Source organism: Marinobacter salinisoli (genome assembly GCF_017301335.1).
Classification (GTDB): Bacteria; Pseudomonadota; Gammaproteobacteria; order Pseudomonadales; family Oleiphilaceae; genus Marinobacter; species Marinobacter salinisoli.
Map to the genome: position 1 here is coordinate 3,352,855 of NZ_CP071247.1, position 15,004 is coordinate 3,367,858.

Consider the following 15,004-nt stretch of genomic DNA (forward strand, 5'->3'; position numbering starts at 1 on the left):
GCAATCGAACGGCCGCGCCGCCCGACGGGCAACAGAGCGAGCTTACGCCTCTGCGTGCCGGGATTCGACGGCGGCTGCCATGCGTTCGATTATGGGGTTAATGCGTCCGTGTTTCATCTTCATTGAGGCACGGTTCACCACCAGACGACTGCTGATATGCTCAATCAGCTCGCGGGCCTCCAGGCCATTCGCCCGAAGGGTATTTCCGGTGTCTACGATATCCACGATTTCATCCGCCAGGCCCAGAATGGGCGCCAGCTCCATCGCACCGTAAAGCTTGATGATGTCGGCCTGTCGCCCCTGCGCGGCGTAATAGCGCCGGGCGATATTCACAAATTTGGTGGCCACCTTGATCCGGCCAGACGGAGACGGCTGCTGCTTCGGACCAGCCGTCATCAGGCGACAACTGGAGATCCTGAGATCCAGCGGCTCATAAAGCCCTTCGCCGCCATGCTCCATCAACACATCTTTACCGGTCACACCGAGGTCAGCACCGCCGTACTGAACGTAGGTGGGCACATCCGTTGCGCGGATGATCAGCACCCGCACATTGGGATCCGTTGTGGGGAACACCAGCTTTCGGGATTTCTTGATGTCGTCGACCAGCTCAATACCGGCCTCGGCCAGCAGCGGCAGGGTTTCATCAAGGATGCGACCCTTCGACAACGCGATGGTGATGGAATCAGTCATACTTCCTTCCGGTTTCCCGTGGTCTCCGTTATGACGGCAGCCGACGAATACTTCCGCCCAGCAACTGCAGCTTTTCTTCGATGCACTCGTAGCCCCGGTCGATGTGGTAGATACGATCAACGATGGTATCGCCGTCTGCTACCAGCCCGGCAATCACCAGGCTTGCCGACGCACGCAGATCGGTGGCCATCACCGGCGCTCCGTTCAGGTGCTCGACGCCCTTGATGATGGCAGCGTTACCTTCCAGAGTGATGTCTGCACCCATGCGGATCAGTTCCTGCAGGTGCATAAACCGGTTTTCGAACACGGTCTCGACGATTGTTCCGGTGCCTTCAGCCACGGTATTCATCGCCGCAAACTGCGCCTGCATATCGGTGGGGAACGCAGGGTAAGGTGCCGTGCGCAGGCTGACCGCCTTCGGCCGGTTGCCTTTCATGTCCAGCTCAATCCAGTCCGGACCGGTAGAGATGTGAGCGCCTGCCTCATTCAGCTTGAGCAACACCGCTTCCAACAGATCTTCTCGGGTGTCTTTGAGCTTCACCCGACCGCCGGTTGCGGCTGCGGCGACGAGGTAGGTTCCAGTTTCAACCCGGTCCGGGAGCACATCGTAATGGCAGCCGTGCAGCCGCTCGACGCCATTGATCTCGATCGTTGCGGTGCCATGCCCTTTGATATCGGCACCCATGGCGATGAGGCACTCAGCCAGATCCACCACCTCCGGTTCACGAGCAGCGTTTTCCAGAATGGTCTTGCCGTCAGCGAGGGCGGCAGCCATCATCAGGTTCTCGGTACCGGTAACCGTCACGGTATCGAGAAAAATATGCGCACCCTTGAGGCGACCATTGGTTTTGGCCTTGATGTAGCCGTTTTCCACCTTGATGTCGGCACCCATCATTTCAAGGCCATGGATGTGCAGATCAACCGGTCGGCTACCAATGGCGCAACCACCGGGCAGTGACACTTCGGCCTCGCCAAAGTGCGCAACCAGCGGCCCCAGCACGAGAATGGACGCGCGCATGGTTTTCACGAGCTCATACGGTGCATGGAAGTGCTTGATGGTGTTGGCATGTACCTCAACACTCATCTTCTCATCGATGAGCAGTTCCACACCCATCCGTCCCAGCAACTCCATCATGGTCGTCACATCGTGCAGATGCGGCAGGTTGCCGACACTGACCGGCTCGTCGGCCAGAAGAGTGGCCGCCAGGATCGGCAGTGCAGCGTTCTTGGCACCGGAAATCCGGATTTCGCCATTCAGGGGCTCACGTCCCCTGATCAATAGTTTGTCCACGATAATTATCCTGTTCTGTCGGTGCTGGACATCAGCCCTGTCGCTCGGCCCATTCGGACGGAGTATAGGCTCTTGGATGCAATGCGTGGATCGTGCCATCCATTACTTGCTGGAACAGCGCCTTGTTGATCATTTGCTGCCGCTTGATGGTCGGCAGTCCGTCAAATACCTCACCCACCACGACGACCAGGTAATGGGTACCATCAACCTGTACCTGAACCTCGCAGCCGGGAAACGATTCTTCGACCAGCGCGGTAACTTCGGTGGCGTCCATAACTAAATCCTCGGGCGTTATAAAAATCAGGGGCGGGATTGTAACCAATTAACGACGCTGGGTCAGCTTTCGCATGGCGCGAATGGAAAGGATGTAACCTGCACCAGCTGTCAATCGTCAGACAGGCTCGAATCCGGGCAGCCGTTCGTCGAGGTTGCTCAGCGCCGCCAGCGACTCGAGCCGATCACTGATATGCCTGAAGCACAGACTCGAGCCGGACTGTCCTGCGACACGCTGCCAGCACAACAGCATCGAGAGGACAACACTGTGCGCGGTTTCCAGTTGCGCGAGATCCACATCCAGGCGGGCTTGTGCCAAGCGTATGAGCGCCTCCCCCTGCTGCCGCAGCGGCACGACGGATTGGGCATCCACCACGCCCCGAACGATCAGCGTGCGATCGCGCAACTCGACGCTCGGCACCACAGAAGTCACGACTTATCAACTTCCTGCTCAAGATTGAGCGACTCAACGGCGTCGCCCCAGCCATCGATGACCACGTCAACCTGCCCCCGGTTCTCCTCCATTTCCTGAGCGAACCGGTCACGGAAAGCCAGCCCGATATTCACCCCTTCGACAATGACGTTCTCCATCAGCCAACTGCCCTCCGACGATCGATACATGGAGTAGGAAACCGGATAACGGTTGCCCGAGGAAGTAATGACCTCCATCTGTACCGACGCACGATCCTCGTCACGCGGATTGATGACGGCTTCCTTGACTTCAATACTGAAGTCCTCGGTATTCACCAACGCCTGGGCGTAACTGTCAAACAGGCTGCGTTTGAACTTGGCAACGAATTCGTCCCTCTGCTCCGGAGTAGTCTGGCGCGCGTAGCGCCCCATGACCCGGGCGGCGATCCGGCGAAAATCCACGAATTCGTCCAGAGATTCATTCATGCTGGCGTAGAAGGCTTCCGGGTCAGCCTCGTACAGTCCACGCTCCCGATTCAACTGATCGACCAACAACTGCGTTTTGTCATCGACGTAACGTCGAAGGTCTTCGGCCTCATCGGCCTGTGCTGCGCTGGCAAGGCTCACCATCAGAACAAGCAGCATCAGGAAGCGTTGGGTCATTCCGAACATCAGGTTCTCCTCAAAAAATCTTTGTCTGTCAGCCTGGCTCAGCGGCCAGAAGCAAAATTGCTGATCACACGTTCAAGGTTCATGGCCGACTGGGTGGAGTAGAAAGTATCCCCTGCTGCCAGAGAATCCATCTCCCCGCCTATCGATATGTCAATGTACTGTTCCCCAAGCAAACCGGATGTGCGAATCACAGCGGAGCTGTCCGCCGGAATGTTGTCGACATCCGAACGGATGGCCAGAGACACTCGCGCCTGGAAGGTTTCCGGCTCCAGCGAGATCGATTCAATCGATCCCACCGTTACGCCTGCCATGGAGACCCGCCCGCGCGGCCTCAACCCACCAATGTCATTGAAGTTGGCGTACACCGTATAGGTACTCCCGGCCGACTGCAGCGACAAACCACTGACTTTGAGGGCCAGAAACAGCAACGCAGCAAGGCCGGCAATCATAAACAAACCCACTGCAATTTCCATCGTTCTCTGTGTCATCACCAACACCCGATACTTAATGACCAAACTCACCGAACATGATGGCGGTAAGCACGAAATCCAGCCCCAGCACAGCCAGGGAGGAGTAAACAACCGTTTTTGTTGTGGCCGAACTGATTCCAGCGGATGTGGGCACGCAGTCGTAGCCCTGGTACACCGCAATCCAGGCACACACAAAACCGAACACCACACTTTTGACCACGCCGTTTAAAACATCATCCCTGAAATCCACCGACGACTGCATGTTGCCCCAGAAAGACCCCTCGAACACACCGAGCCATTCCACTCCCACCAGCATGCCGCCCAGAACTCCCACCATGGAAAAGATCAGCGCCAGAACCGGCATCGCCAGGAAACCAGCCCACAGGCGGGGAGCTACCACACGCTTCAAAGGATCCACCCCCATCATTTCCATGCTGGACAGTTGCTCGGTGGCCTTCATAAGCCCGATCTCCGCCGTCAGGGCAGAGCCTGCGCGACCAGCAAACAGTAACGCGGTTACCACCGGGCCCAACTCCCGGACCAGCGTCAGTGCAATCATCTGTCCGATCGCGGCTTCTGAACCGTAGTCACTCAGAATGGTGTAGCCCTGCAAGCCCAACACCATGCCAATAAACAGACCGGACACCACCACGATGACCAGAGACAGCACACCAACGGCGTAAAGCTGCTTGAGCAAAAGAGGAAAACCAGTGGACGGCCTGGGAATACCCGCCAACACACCAAACAGGAACTGACCTGCCCGGCCCAGCGAGGCGACCACATCCAACCCCATGCGCCCCAGAGCCGAAACCCGATCCATCATGCGCTGCCTCCCGTCAGTCCGAAATCAGCATCCACGCTCGTCGCGGGGTAATGAAACGGCACCGGCCCATCCGGCTGCCCCTGCAAAAACTGCTGAACCTGCTCGGACGGATGGGATTTGAGTTCCTCTGGCTCGCCGGCACCGATGACCTTGCCATCGGCCACAATGCAGGCGTAATCGCAGATACTCAGCGACTCCGCAACATCATGAGATACCAACACGCTGGTCATGCCCGTGGATCGATTCAGATCGCGAATGAGTTTGACCAGCACACCCATGGCAATGGGGTCCTGTCCCGTGAAAGGCTCGTCATACATGATGAGTTCGGGATCCAACACAATACTTCGCGCCAGGGCCACACGCCGGGTCATACCGCCGGACAGTTCGGAAGGCATCAAATCACGGGCGCCTCGGAGGCCGACCGCCTCAAGCTTCATCAAAACGATGTCCCGGACCATGTCCTCCGGCAACCTGGTATGCACTCGCAGCGGAAATGCCACGTTCTCGTAGACGCTTAAGTCGGTAAACAGGGCGCCACTCTGAAACAGTAGCCCCATTTTTTCGCGCAAGGTATACAGTGCGCGCCGTTTCAGACCCGGCACTTCAACCCCATCAACCTGAATGCTGCCCGAATCGGGCTTGAGCTGACCACCAATGAGACGCAGAAGTGTGGTTTTTCCGGTGCCACTAGGCCCCATGATCGCAGTGATTTTCCCTCGCGGAATCTCCAGCGACACGCCATCGAAGATACGTCGACCCGAGCGCGAGAAGACAACATTTTTCAGGGAGATGTATGCAGGCGAATCCATGGCCTTTTCCTTTGTGGGAGCTGCGGCATGGCATTGGAAGGGTGCGAAGCTCAATCCCTTGAACTCAAAACAGGTTGTACACCGGGAGTAGTTTGCCCGAACATACCGCAACCGAACAGCATCGATACATGAAAATGATATACTGATCAGCCGACTTGAACTAGTTTCCGGTTAACACACCGACTCTTGATTGGCGTTTCGACACTCACCCACTCAGACCAGGCTAGGATCCCGATGACCGAAAAGAGCACACAGGATTTTCGCACATCCGCACTTCAGGCCATCCGCATTGAGCGCCAGGCCATCGAGGCCCTGGAACAACGTATCGATGGAGAATTCGTCAAAGCCTGTGAAGTGATCATGCAATGCAAAGGGCGGGTTGTCGTCACCGGCATGGGCAAGTCAGGCCACATCGGCAACAAGATCGCGGCGACGCTGGCCAGCACCGGCACCCCCTCTTTCTTCGTGCATCCGGGCGAAGCCAGTCATGGCGATCTTGGCATGATCACCAGTCAGGATGTCGTGATTGCCATTTCAAATAGTGGAAACACCAGCGAGGTGGTAACCATACTGCCGCTGATCAAGCGCATGGGCGCACCGCTGATCAGCATGACCGGCAATCCGACTTCCACCCTAGCCAAGGAAGCCGTGGCCAATCTGGATGTCAGCGTCCAGACGGAAGCCTGCCCGCTGGGCCTCGCCCCCACCTCCAGCACCACCGCCACGCTGGTCATGGGTGACGCCCTTGCGGTGGCTCTACTGGAGGCACGCGGATTCAGCGCAGAAGAGTTCGCTTTCTCGCACCCCGGCGGGAGCCTGGGGCGCAGACTCCTGCTGCACGTATCAGACATCATGCACATCGGTGACCGTATCCCCCGGGTTCAGGAGGGAACCACCCTCAGTGGCGCCCTGCTGGAGATCTCCCGCAAGGGATTAGGCATGACGACTGTGCTGGATGCCAGAGGCAAACTGACCGGAGTCTTCACCGACGGCGACCTGAGACGCACGCTCGACAAGAACCTGGATGTCCACACCACCGCCATCGAACAGGTGATGACTCGCAACGGCAAGACCATTCAGGCCGATCACCTCGCGGCGGAGGCACTGAATATTATGGAAGAAATGAAAATCAACGCCCTGCCAGTAACCGACGAACAGGGTGAACTGGTTGGCGCCATTAATATGCATGACCTGCTGCGAGCCGGAGTGATCTGATGACCAGCGCACCGCACCCGCTGCAAGCCCATTGGCCCGATACCTTGCTGGCAAAGGCCGCGCAGATCCGGCTGATCGCCCTGGACGTCGACGGCATCATGAGCGACGGCAGGCTTTACTTCAGCGCTAACGGCGACGAACTGAAGGGTTTTAACATTCTGGACGGTCTGGGCCTTAAACAACTCATGGCCGCAGGCATCACCGTCGCCGTTATCACCGGGCGACGCTCACCGCTGACCGAGAAACGGATGAACGATCTCGGCATCAAACACCTCATGCAAGGCCGTGAGGATAAAAAAGTGGCACTGCAGGAGCTGGTCAGCACCATGGATGTGCTGCCGGAACAGATCGCCTACATGGGTGATGACCTGCCCGACCTGCCGGCTATTCGCTACGCAGGCCTGGGCATTACCGTGCCAAACGGCTACTGGCTGGTGCGCCAACACGCGGACTACTGCACTCAGGTCGCCGGGGGCGCGGGGGCCGTCAGAGAAGCATGTGACCTGATCCTGACATCACAGAACAAACTGGACGGCGCTTTGGCAAAATACCTGGAATCGGATGCATGACAAACGGATCTTCACCCGACAGTCTTCAGGACGGCACTCAGGAAACAGACCGGGACACTCCAGAAGGCGGCCTGATAGCCCTGCTCACGCTGGAGAACCGCCCCTGGCTGCGCTCACTGGCACTGATCGCCACCGTCGGGGCGACCCTGTTCCTGCTTTGGCGCAGTGACGAGCGACCGCCCTCTGCCGATGATCGAGCAGAGCTGCGGGGCAACCGGGAGCCCGATGGCTTTGTCGTGAATGGCAGCTATACCTCTTACAACGAGGCCGGCGAGCTGGAAATCCAGTTCACCAGCCCGCGTATTGAACAGTTTGAAGAGGGCAACCTGGCCACCGTTGAGGCCCCAAAAGCCAATATTTTCAGCGAGCAGGCCGGCTCGCCCTGGCAAATCGAAGCCGAAGACGGCAGCCTGCTGCAGAACGAGGGGATATTGTACCTGACCGGCAACGTGCGAGTGTTTCAGCAATTGGGGGAGCGGGAAACCGTCCTGACCACAGAATCCCTCACGCTGGATAACGATCTGGGTATCGTTTACACCGAAGCGCCGGTTACCATAGCCGACAAAATCGGGGTAACCCGGTCCAAAGGTATGAAAGCATGGATCGACGAACGCATTGTGGAACTCAAATCCCAGGTGGAAGGACGTTATGAAACAGGCAAATAAGCGGCTCCGAGGGGCGCTGGCACTCACCTTCGCGCTGACACTTACCGGCCCTGCCGCCGCCTTTAGCCTGGACTCCGACCAACCGATCAGGGTCAGCGCAGACAGCGCCCGGCTGGATGATGGCCAGGGCATAGCCACATACAGCGGCGACGTCGAACTGGTTCAGGGTAAAACCCGCCTGACCGCAGACCGGGTTGTGCTTTACCGGTCCGGAAATGATCTCAACCGGGTGGAAGCCACCGGCAGCCCTGCTCGCTACCAGCAGCCAGCCCGGGACGGATCGGGTGAAACCGATGCGCGGGCGCTTAGTATTAAGTGGTCCGCCTCGGATAATGAACTGACGTTCGAGCGAGACGCCATCATACAGCAGAACGGGAACCTGTTCCGCGGAGAGGTCATTCATTATGATACCGTCCGTCGAGTTGTAACCGCCGAGGGTGGCAGCGAAACCAGCTCCGGTCGAGGCCGTGTCGAAATGGTCATTCAGCCACGTAGCACCAGCAAAAAACAGGGATCCGATGGCAGTTCTGAGAGCCAGTAATCTGGCGAAAAGCTACAAACAGAAAAAAGTGGTTATTGACGTCTCGCTGGAGATTCGCAGCGGCGAGATCGTTGGCCTGCTCGGCCCCAACGGCGCAGGTAAAACGACCTGCTTCTACATGATTGTGGGTCTGGTGCCTGCCGATCATGGCCGCATCACCATCGACGGACAGGACATCACACCCCTGCCCATGCACGGTCGCGCGAGAAAAGGCATTGGATACCTGCCCCAAGAGGCCTCGGTGTTCCGAAAACTGTCAGTACGTGACAACATCATGGCAATCCTGGAAACCCGGAAACGCCTGAGCCGAAGCGAGCGCGAACACAAGCTCGAAGAACTGCTGGAAGAATTCCACATTACCCACATCCGTGACAGCGCCGGCATGGCACTGTCCGGTGGTGAGCGCCGGCGCGTGGAAATTGCCCGTGCACTGGCCATGGAGCCGGCTTTTATCCTGCTCGATGAGCCCTTCGCCGGGGTCGATCCCATATCGGTCAGCGACATCAAACACATTATCCGACACCTCCGGGATAAAGGCATTGGCGTGCTGATTACCGACCACAATGTCCGGGAAACCCTGGACATCTGCGAAACCGCGTATATTGTGTCCGGCGGGCACATTATTGCCTCTGGAAACGCCGAGAGCATCCTCGCCAATCAACAGGTGAAGGAAGTCTATCTCGGGGACGAATTCCGACTGTGACACCCTGCACCAGATTGTCTTGGCAATCGCTACCGAGTAAACTCGGCAAAGAACTTGCTAGCCGGCGAAAATTCCGCAACCGCTGGTCTCATATAGAGTTTTACTACACATTCCGTAATCGCGTGAGCTGATGAGTAACGGATCCTGAACCATGGTGATGAAAGCCTCTTTACAGTTAAAGCTGGGTCAAAGCCTGACGATGACCCCCCAGCTTCAACAGGCGATCCGGCTACTGCAGCTATCTACCCTCGATCTCCAACAAGAGATCCAGCAGGCACTGGAATCCAACCCAATGCTGGAAACGTCGGAAGACGACGACAACCAGCCAGACACCACCAGTGACGACGCTGAAAAGGCCGAGAGCTCCGCTGAGAGCGAAGTAACCGGAGACGCCGCGCCAGACCCCGAGCAAGATTGGGACGAACCGGATACCGGCCCCGACTGGTCCACCGAGAATGACGCACCGGACAACATTCCCGACGATCTCCCGGTAGACACAGCCTGGGACGACATCTATCAATCAGCACCGGCGTCGGCCGCTCGTAACGATGACGAAAATGATCACGACTTCGAGACCCGGAATTCACCGACTGAGACCCTGCACGATCACCTGCTGTGGCAGCTGAACCTGACCCCTCTCAGTGAACGAGACGCAGCTGTTGCCCATGCCCTGCTGGATGCGGTCGATGATCGTGGCTATCTGACCAGCCCGCTGGAAGAAATCCACGCCGGCCTGATGGATGAGCAGGACGAGGATCCGCTGGAACTCGACGAAGTGGAGGCGGTACTGCACCGTCTGCAGCATTTCGATCCGTCAGGCGTATTTGCCCGGGATTTGCAGGAATGCCTGCTTATCCAGCTGAACCAGTTACCACCGGAAACCCCTTGGCTGCCGCAGGCAAGACTGGTTATTACCCACTACATTAACCTGCTGGGCAACCGTGATTACGCGCAACTGCTTCGCCGGAGCCGGCTGAAAGAAGACCAGCTTCGTGACGTGCTCGCCCTGATCACGAATCTCAACCCGCGTCCGGGTGATGTTATCGATCAGGCGGAACCCGATTACGTGATTCCCGATGTAATTGTCCGGAAACACAATGGCCGCTGGCGGGTTGAGCTAAACCCCGAGATTGCACCGCGCATCCGCGTCAATGCGAGCTATGCTTCATTAATAAAGCGGGCGGACAGCAGCGCCGACAATACCTATCTCAGAGATCAGCTGCAGGAAGCCAAGTGGTTCATCAAAAGTCTGCAAAGCAGAAACGAAACGCTGCTGAAGGTGGCTACGCGCATCGTCGAGCACCAGCAGGGGTTTCTGGATCAGGGCGAAGAGGCGATGAAACCGCTCATCCTGTCCGATATTGCGCAGGCGGTGGAAATGCATGAATCGACGATCTCCCGGGTGACCACGCAGAAATACATGCACACTCCCCGGGGTATTTTCGAGCTGAAGTATTTTTTCTCGAGCCACGTCAGTACAGACGAAGGCGGGGAGTGTTCTTCGACGGCCATCCGTGCAATGATCAAGAAACTGATCGCAGCGGAAACACCAAAAAAGCCGTTGAGCGACAGCAAAATTGCGGCCATGCTAGGAGAACAGGGCATCAGGGTGGCGCGACGCACGGTAGCCAAATACCGGGAAGCCATGCACATTCCGCCATCCAACGAACGAAAAAGACTGGTTTAGGGGAATACGGTCTGCCAAGGCTGCCCCTGAACAATTTCGCTGGCGCACACCGCTGCGCTGGCTTTCAGCCCGGCCCATTGGGACGGCATGATGACAACAGGAGACGCCTATGCAACTCAACATTTCAGGCCATCATGTAGAACTGACTCCCGCACTCAAGGATTACGTTTCAGAGAAGTTCGAAAAGCTGGAGCGGCACTTTGATCACATCAACAACTGCCAGGTTACCCTGGAGGTCGAGAAAGTGCGCCAGATGGCGGAAGCAACCATGCATGTGGTTGGTGGTGAAATTCACGCAAAGGCTGAAAATGATGACATGTATGCGGCAATTGATTCCCTGATTGATAAGCTTGACCGTCAGATCCTCAAGCACAAGGAAAAGAACGTGGAGCGAAAGCACGGCAACGGTTCCCGGTAGCCAGAGCTTTCACCAGCATTAGCCAAGAGCGCTGCGGCACGGTTACCCTGCCGCAGCTTTTTTTAACCGACCTGCAGTCGATTCATGAGCGACACATCCCTGACAATTGACAATATCCTTTTGCCCGAACTGACGCTTTGCAAAGTTTCTGCATCAAGCAAGAAACGGGTGCTGGAATTTATTGCCGACCAAATCCATCAGCACGACAGCACGCTCAACGAAAGCCAGATTTTCAATAATCTTGTTGCGCGGGAGCGTCTGGGCAGCACCGGCATTGGCCAGGGCATCGCCATTCCCCACTGCCGGCTCGAAGGGCTCGATCGGGTCATTGGCGTCCTGGTAACCCTGGAGGAGGGTATCGAGTTCGACGCCATCGACAATCAGCCCGTTGACCTTATCTTTGCCCTGATCGTGCCGAAAGAAGCCACCAGCGAGCATCTCGAACTGCTTAGCCAGCTGGCCGAGAAGTTCAACGAACGGATCTTTTGTGACCGGCTTCGCCAATGCGATGCACCCGGCACCCTTTACCAGCAGATGACCGCAACGAATTCGTAACCATCCACTCAGGGAGGCTGAACCCACCATGAAACTGATCGTTGTCAGTGGCAGGTCTGGTTCCGGTAAAAGTACAGCACTCCATGTCCTTGAGGATCTTGGCTATTACTGTATCGACAACCTTCCCATTGGATTGTTGTCGCCCCTGACCCAACAAGCGACCGACCAGGCCAAGCCGGGTCGACTCAGCAAAATGGCCGTCAGCATTGATGCCCGCAACCTGTCTAGCGAGCTGAGCAATTTCGAAGACATTCATGAGCGACTCAAAGGCACCGGTTTGACGGTCGAGGTTATTTTCCTCGATGCGGACGAACAGTCCCTGCTTCAGCGCTTCCACGCGACACGACGCAAGCACCCTCTGAGTGATGAGAAAACCTCCCTCCGGGAAGCCATCCACAACGAAAAGAAATTGCTCGAACCCCTCTCCAAGCTGGCAGACTTGTATATCGACACCACCGGCACCTCGATTTACGAGTTGCGCGACATGGTCAAACAGAGGGTCGTAGGGCGCAAAGATCAGGAACTGGCGCTGCTTTTTCAATCCTTTGGCTTCAAGCATGGCGTGCCACTGGATTCGGACTACGTGTTCGATGTGCGCTGTCTGCCCAACCCCTATTGGGACCACAGCCTGCGAACCTATACCGGCCTGGACCAACCGGTAATCGACTTTCTAGAGCAGGAACCTGCCAGCCGGAAAATGGTTGATGACCTGATCGGTTTTCTTGAGAGCTGGCTTCCGGCGTTTGCCGACAGCAACCGCAGTTACATGACCATTTCGATCGGCTGCACAGGCGGCCAGCACCGTTCGGTGTTTGTCAGTGAGCAACTGCGCGAGCATTTCCAAAAGCGCTACAGCAACGTGCAGGTCCGGCACTCTGAACTCCCGCACCTGCAATTGCCGGAACACAACTGAACTCGCCATGATTCGCCGCCCCATCACCATCATTAACAAGTTAGGCCTGCACGCCCGCGCTACGGCTAAGCTGGTGGCCAAAGCGTCGGAATTCGACAGCAGTGTCCGAATTCACGGCAAAGGCCGGGACGTGGACGCCAAGAACATCATGCAAGTGATGTTGCTGGCCGCCAGCAAGGGTACCGAGGTCGAATTGGTCGCCGATGGGCCCGATGAGGAGGCTGCGGTTGAGGCGCTGACCGACCTCATCAACGATTATTTTGGTGAAGGAGAATAAGGCGCTTCAAGGGCGCAGCATTTACCTGAAAGTCCCCCTCACCAATAGACTCTAACTCCGCTATAATGCAGGCGTTTTCTGACTGCAGGTAATCCATGACCGATATTCTGGAAAAAAGTCAGGCTCGCCAGCGACTCCGCTCCCTGAGTGAAGCCCTCGACAGCGGATCGCTGAAACAGGTCGCCCGGATCCTCAACGGTGGCCTGAGCCCCAGTGATATTGCCCACCTTCTGGAATCGTCCCCTCCGCGCCAGCGCGCCCTGCTCTGGAACCTGGTGGACAAACAACTCGAAGGTGAGGTTCTCCAGTACCTGAGCGATGATATCCGGGGCTATTTCCTGAGCCAGCTGAACGCCCAGGAACTGGCGGATATCATCGAGGACTTTGAGTCCGACGACCTCGCTGACCTTCTGCAACAGTTGCCCGATACCGTTATCCAGGAAGTTCTGGATACCATGGACGAGCAGGATCGTCAGCGGGTAGAGGAAGTCCTGTCCTATCCGGAGGACACCGCCGGCGGTCTGATGAACACGGACACCATCACCGTCCGCCCCGACATCAGCATCGACGTTGTCCTGCGATACCTGCGCAGACACCGCAACCTGCCTCCGATGACCGACAGCCTCATTGTGGTCAGCCGTCGGGATGATTTCATCGGTATGCTGCCCATTACCACCATGCTCGTGTCCAACCCGGCGGCCACCGTGCGGGAAGTGATGGATACAGACATTGAGCCTATCCCGGTTGCTCTGACCGACACCAAGGTCGCAACCCTGTTTGAACGCTACGACCTGATCTCGGCGCCGGTTGTGAATGACGATGGCAAGCTGCTGGGCCGAATCACCATCGATGACGTGGTCGACGTTATCCGCGAGGACGCCGACCACTCCCTGATGAGCATGGCTGGTCTCGACGAAGACGAAGATACCTTTGCGCCCGTGTGGAAAACCACCAAACGGCGTGCCGTTTGGCTCGGGATCAACCTGATTACCGCCTTCATCGCCGCCGGCGTGATCGGGCTGTTTGAGGAAACCATTTCCAAGGTCGTCGCACTGGCGGTGTTAATGCCCATTGTCGCCAGCATGGGCGGCATTGCCGGCAGCCAGACGCTAACCTTGGTGATACGAGGCATGGCCGTAGGCCAAATCAGTGGCGCGAACGTGGGCTGGCTGCTCAACCGGGAGTTTCTCTCTGGCGTCCTGAACGGTTTATTCTGGGCGCTGGTCGTCGCAGCAGCGGCGGCGCTCTGGTTCAATGACCTGCTGATTGGCGGCATCATCGCCGCCGCTCTGGTTATAAATCTGGTCGCGGCAGCGCTGGTGGGTACAGTTCTGCCCCTGTTTCTCAAATCCCGTAACATTGACCCGGCGTTGGCCGGCAGCGTTATCCTGACAACGGTCACCGATGTGGTGGGCTTCATGGCTTTTCTGGGCCTTGCCACCGTGTTCTACGGCTAACAGTCGGTCTCTGACCTAACCCTACGGATCCATCATGAGCGAACACGATTCCTACGAAGAAGACGAGCTTGGTAAGAGCAAATCCCAACTCAAGCGCGAGATGCACGCACTGCAAGACCTCGGCAAGCGAATGCTGGAATTGAGCAAGGAGCAGTTGGAAACCCTGCCGATCAGCGAATCCCTGAAGTCGGCGGTGGAGCAGTCACACCGGATCCGACAGAACGAGGCTCGCCGGCGCCATTTGCAATACATCGGCAAGATCATTCGTCGTGAGGACGACCCCGAAAGCCTCAAGCGGGCGATCGATGCCTTCGACGCCGGCAGCGAGGAACACACCCGTCGTCATCATCTGGCCGAGCGTTGGCGGGATCGAATGATTGCCGAAGGCGACAGTGTGGTCGGGGAGTTTTTCAACTACTGCCCGACCTCTGACCTGCAACACCTTCGTAACCTGGCCCGAAACGCCAGAAAAGACGTGGAAAAGGAAAAGAACACCGGGCAGGCGAAAAAACTCTTCCGCTACTTGCGCGAGTGCATTGACGACGCCGAAGCCGCCAATCCGTGA

Annotated in this window: 20 protein-coding genes; 12 read left to right on the forward strand and 8 right to left on the reverse strand. The window is 57.3% G+C overall.

All coding sequences use genetic code 11. The annotated features are described in order from the left end of the window. Nucleotides 1-42: 42 nt before the first annotated feature. From hisG to LPB19_RS15305, 8 genes are all read right to left on the reverse strand, one after another. Nucleotides 43-690, reverse strand: a complete 648-nt coding sequence (hisG, locus tag LPB19_RS15270) for an ATP phosphoribosyltransferase (protein ID WP_206643738.1) — start codon at nt 688-690, stop codon at nt 43-45. Between the two features lie 28 nt (nt 691-718). Beyond that, complete coding sequence (murA, locus tag LPB19_RS15275) at nt 719-1,981, reverse strand: UDP-N-acetylglucosamine 1-carboxyvinyltransferase (RefSeq protein WP_206643739.1); 1,263 nt, start codon at nt 1,979-1,981, stop codon at nt 719-721. Nucleotides 1,982-2,012: 31 nt separating this feature from the next. Next, complete coding sequence (locus LPB19_RS15280) at nt 2,013-2,255, reverse strand: BolA family protein (protein ID WP_206643740.1); 243 nt, start codon at nt 2,253-2,255, stop codon at nt 2,013-2,015. A 117-nt stretch (nt 2,256-2,372) separates the two neighbouring features. Then, nucleotides 2,373-2,687, reverse strand: coding sequence for an STAS domain-containing protein (locus tag LPB19_RS15285; RefSeq protein WP_206643741.1), 315 nt, complete (start codon nt 2,685-2,687; stop codon nt 2,373-2,375). After that, complete coding sequence (locus LPB19_RS15290; protein WP_407943966.1) at nt 2,684-3,310, reverse strand: MlaC/ttg2D family ABC transporter substrate-binding protein; 627 nt, start codon at nt 3,308-3,310, stop codon at nt 2,684-2,686. Before LPB19_RS15290 ends, LPB19_RS15285 begins: the two co-directional genes overlap by 4 nt. Before the next feature lie 65 nt (nt 3,311-3,375). Continuing rightward, complete coding sequence (gene mlaD / locus LPB19_RS15295; RefSeq protein ID WP_206643743.1) at nt 3,376-3,825, reverse strand: outer membrane lipid asymmetry maintenance protein MlaD; 450 nt, start codon at nt 3,823-3,825, stop codon at nt 3,376-3,378. A gap of 16 nt (nt 3,826-3,841) precedes the next feature. Then, a complete protein-coding gene (gene mlaE, locus LPB19_RS15300; protein WP_206643744.1) occupies nt 3,842-4,630 on the reverse strand; it encodes a lipid asymmetry maintenance ABC transporter permease subunit MlaE in 789 nt (262 codons plus the stop codon). Then, complete coding sequence (locus tag LPB19_RS15305; RefSeq protein ID WP_206643745.1) at nt 4,627-5,439, reverse strand: ABC transporter ATP-binding protein; 813 nt, start codon at nt 5,437-5,439, stop codon at nt 4,627-4,629. The genes mlaE and LPB19_RS15305 overlap by 4 nt, the downstream gene beginning before the upstream one ends. Nucleotides 5,440-5,673: 234 nt before the next feature. On the opposite strand from LPB19_RS15305, the gene LPB19_RS15310 reads away from it, so the two are divergent. The 12 genes from LPB19_RS15310 to yjgA all read left to right on the forward strand — a co-directional run bounded on the left by LPB19_RS15310 (nt 5,674) and on the right by yjgA (nt 15,004). Then, entirely contained in the window at nt 5,674-6,654 is a 981-nt protein-coding gene (locus LPB19_RS15310) for a KpsF/GutQ family sugar-phosphate isomerase (protein WP_206643746.1), read from the forward strand. Beyond that, on the forward strand, nt 6,654-7,223 hold the full coding sequence (gene kdsC / locus LPB19_RS15315) for a 3-deoxy-manno-octulosonate-8-phosphatase KdsC (RefSeq protein WP_206643747.1): 570 nt from the start codon (nt 6,654-6,656) through the stop codon (nt 7,221-7,223). Before LPB19_RS15310 ends, kdsC begins: the two co-directional genes overlap by 1 nt. Further along, the gene (gene lptC / locus LPB19_RS15320) at nt 7,220-7,888 is read left to right on the forward strand and encodes an LPS export ABC transporter periplasmic protein LptC (RefSeq protein WP_323127893.1); all 669 of its coding nucleotides are present in this window, start codon (nt 7,220-7,222) and stop codon (nt 7,886-7,888) included. The genes kdsC and lptC overlap by 4 nt, the downstream gene beginning before the upstream one ends. After that, complete coding sequence (gene lptA / locus LPB19_RS15325; RefSeq protein ID WP_206643748.1) at nt 7,872-8,429, forward strand: lipopolysaccharide transport periplasmic protein LptA; 558 nt, start codon at nt 7,872-7,874, stop codon at nt 8,427-8,429. Before lptC ends, lptA begins: the two co-directional genes overlap by 17 nt. Beyond that, nucleotides 8,407-9,132 (forward strand): LPS export ABC transporter ATP-binding protein, encoded by a 726-nt coding sequence (gene lptB / locus LPB19_RS15330; protein ID WP_206643749.1) that lies wholly within the window; start codon nt 8,407-8,409, stop codon nt 9,130-9,132. The genes lptA and lptB overlap by 23 nt, the downstream gene beginning before the upstream one ends. 157 nt (nt 9,133-9,289) lie before the next feature. After that, entirely contained in the window at nt 9,290-10,819 is a 1,530-nt protein-coding gene (locus tag LPB19_RS15335) for an RNA polymerase factor sigma-54 (RefSeq protein ID WP_206645817.1), read from the forward strand. 109 nt (nt 10,820-10,928) lie between these two features. Continuing rightward, the gene (gene hpf, locus LPB19_RS15340) at nt 10,929-11,237 is read left to right on the forward strand and encodes a ribosome hibernation promoting factor (RefSeq protein ID WP_206643750.1); all 309 of its coding nucleotides are present in this window, start codon (nt 10,929-10,931) and stop codon (nt 11,235-11,237) included. 84 nt (nt 11,238-11,321) lie between these two features. Further along, nucleotides 11,322-11,792: a PTS IIA-like nitrogen regulatory protein PtsN gene (gene ptsN / locus LPB19_RS15345; RefSeq protein WP_206643751.1), complete on the forward strand. Its 471-nt coding sequence runs from the start codon at nt 11,322-11,324 to the stop codon at nt 11,790-11,792. Between the two features lie 28 nt (nt 11,793-11,820). After that, nucleotides 11,821-12,705: an RNase adapter RapZ gene (rapZ, locus tag LPB19_RS15350; RefSeq protein ID WP_206643752.1), complete on the forward strand. Its 885-nt coding sequence runs from the start codon at nt 11,821-11,823 to the stop codon at nt 12,703-12,705. A gap of 7 nt (nt 12,706-12,712) precedes the next feature. Next, nucleotides 12,713-12,982 (forward strand): HPr family phosphocarrier protein, encoded by a 270-nt coding sequence (locus LPB19_RS15355; protein ID WP_206643753.1) that lies wholly within the window; start codon nt 12,713-12,715, stop codon nt 12,980-12,982. Nucleotides 12,983-13,077: 95 nt separating this feature from the next. After that, the gene (gene mgtE / locus LPB19_RS15360) at nt 13,078-14,439 is read left to right on the forward strand and encodes a magnesium transporter (RefSeq protein ID WP_206643754.1); all 1,362 of its coding nucleotides are present in this window, start codon (nt 13,078-13,080) and stop codon (nt 14,437-14,439) included. Between the two features lie 34 nt (nt 14,440-14,473). Continuing rightward, on the forward strand, nt 14,474-15,004 hold the full coding sequence (gene yjgA, locus LPB19_RS15365) for a ribosome biogenesis factor YjgA (RefSeq protein WP_206643755.1): 531 nt from the start codon (nt 14,474-14,476) through the stop codon (nt 15,002-15,004).

What these genes read in the sequence shown, in the direction of transcription:
- LPB19_RS15335 (WP_206645817.1), top strand. Translation starts at nt 9,290, where the DNA reads ATGAAAGCCTCTTTACAGTTAAAGCTGGGTCAAAGCCTGACGATGACC.
- LPB19_RS15290 (WP_407943966.1), bottom strand. Translation starts at nt 3,310, where the DNA reads ATGCTGCTTGTTCTGATGGTGAGCCTTGCCAGCGCAGCACAGGCCGAT.
- kdsC (WP_206643747.1), top strand. Translation starts at nt 6,654, where the DNA reads ATGACCAGCGCACCGCACCCGCTGCAAGCCCATTGGCCCGATACCTTG.
- mgtE (WP_206643754.1), top strand. Translation starts at nt 13,078, where the DNA reads ATGACCGATATTCTGGAAAAAAGTCAGGCTCGCCAGCGACTCCGCTCC.
- hpf (WP_206643750.1), top strand. Translation starts at nt 10,929, where the DNA reads ATGCAACTCAACATTTCAGGCCATCATGTAGAACTGACTCCCGCACTC.
- LPB19_RS15305 (WP_206643745.1), bottom strand. Translation starts at nt 5,439, where the DNA reads ATGGATTCGCCTGCATACATCTCCCTGAAAAATGTTGTCTTCTCGCGC.
- mlaE (WP_206643744.1), bottom strand. Translation starts at nt 4,630, where the DNA reads ATGATGGATCGGGTTTCGGCTCTGGGGCGCATGGGGTTGGATGTGGTC.
- mlaD (WP_206643743.1), bottom strand. Translation starts at nt 3,825, where the DNA reads ATGACACAGAGAACGATGGAAATTGCAGTGGGTTTGTTTATGATTGCC.
- LPB19_RS15355 (WP_206643753.1), top strand. Translation starts at nt 12,713, where the DNA reads ATGATTCGCCGCCCCATCACCATCATTAACAAGTTAGGCCTGCACGCC.
- lptB (WP_206643749.1), top strand. Translation starts at nt 8,407, where the DNA reads ATGGCAGTTCTGAGAGCCAGTAATCTGGCGAAAAGCTACAAACAGAAA.
- hisG (WP_206643738.1), bottom strand. Translation starts at nt 690, where the DNA reads ATGACTGATTCCATCACCATCGCGTTGTCGAAGGGTCGCATCCTTGAT.
- ptsN (WP_206643751.1), top strand. Translation starts at nt 11,322, where the DNA reads ATGAGCGACACATCCCTGACAATTGACAATATCCTTTTGCCCGAACTG.
- lptC (WP_323127893.1), top strand. Translation starts at nt 7,220, where the DNA reads ATGACAAACGGATCTTCACCCGACAGTCTTCAGGACGGCACTCAGGAA.
- lptA (WP_206643748.1), top strand. Translation starts at nt 7,872, where the DNA reads ATGAAACAGGCAAATAAGCGGCTCCGAGGGGCGCTGGCACTCACCTTC.
- LPB19_RS15310 (WP_206643746.1), top strand. Translation starts at nt 5,674, where the DNA reads ATGACCGAAAAGAGCACACAGGATTTTCGCACATCCGCACTTCAGGCC.
- LPB19_RS15280 (WP_206643740.1), bottom strand. Translation starts at nt 2,255, where the DNA reads ATGGACGCCACCGAAGTTACCGCGCTGGTCGAAGAATCGTTTCCCGGC.
- yjgA (WP_206643755.1), top strand. Translation starts at nt 14,474, where the DNA reads ATGAGCGAACACGATTCCTACGAAGAAGACGAGCTTGGTAAGAGCAAA.
- rapZ (WP_206643752.1), top strand. Translation starts at nt 11,821, where the DNA reads ATGAAACTGATCGTTGTCAGTGGCAGGTCTGGTTCCGGTAAAAGTACA.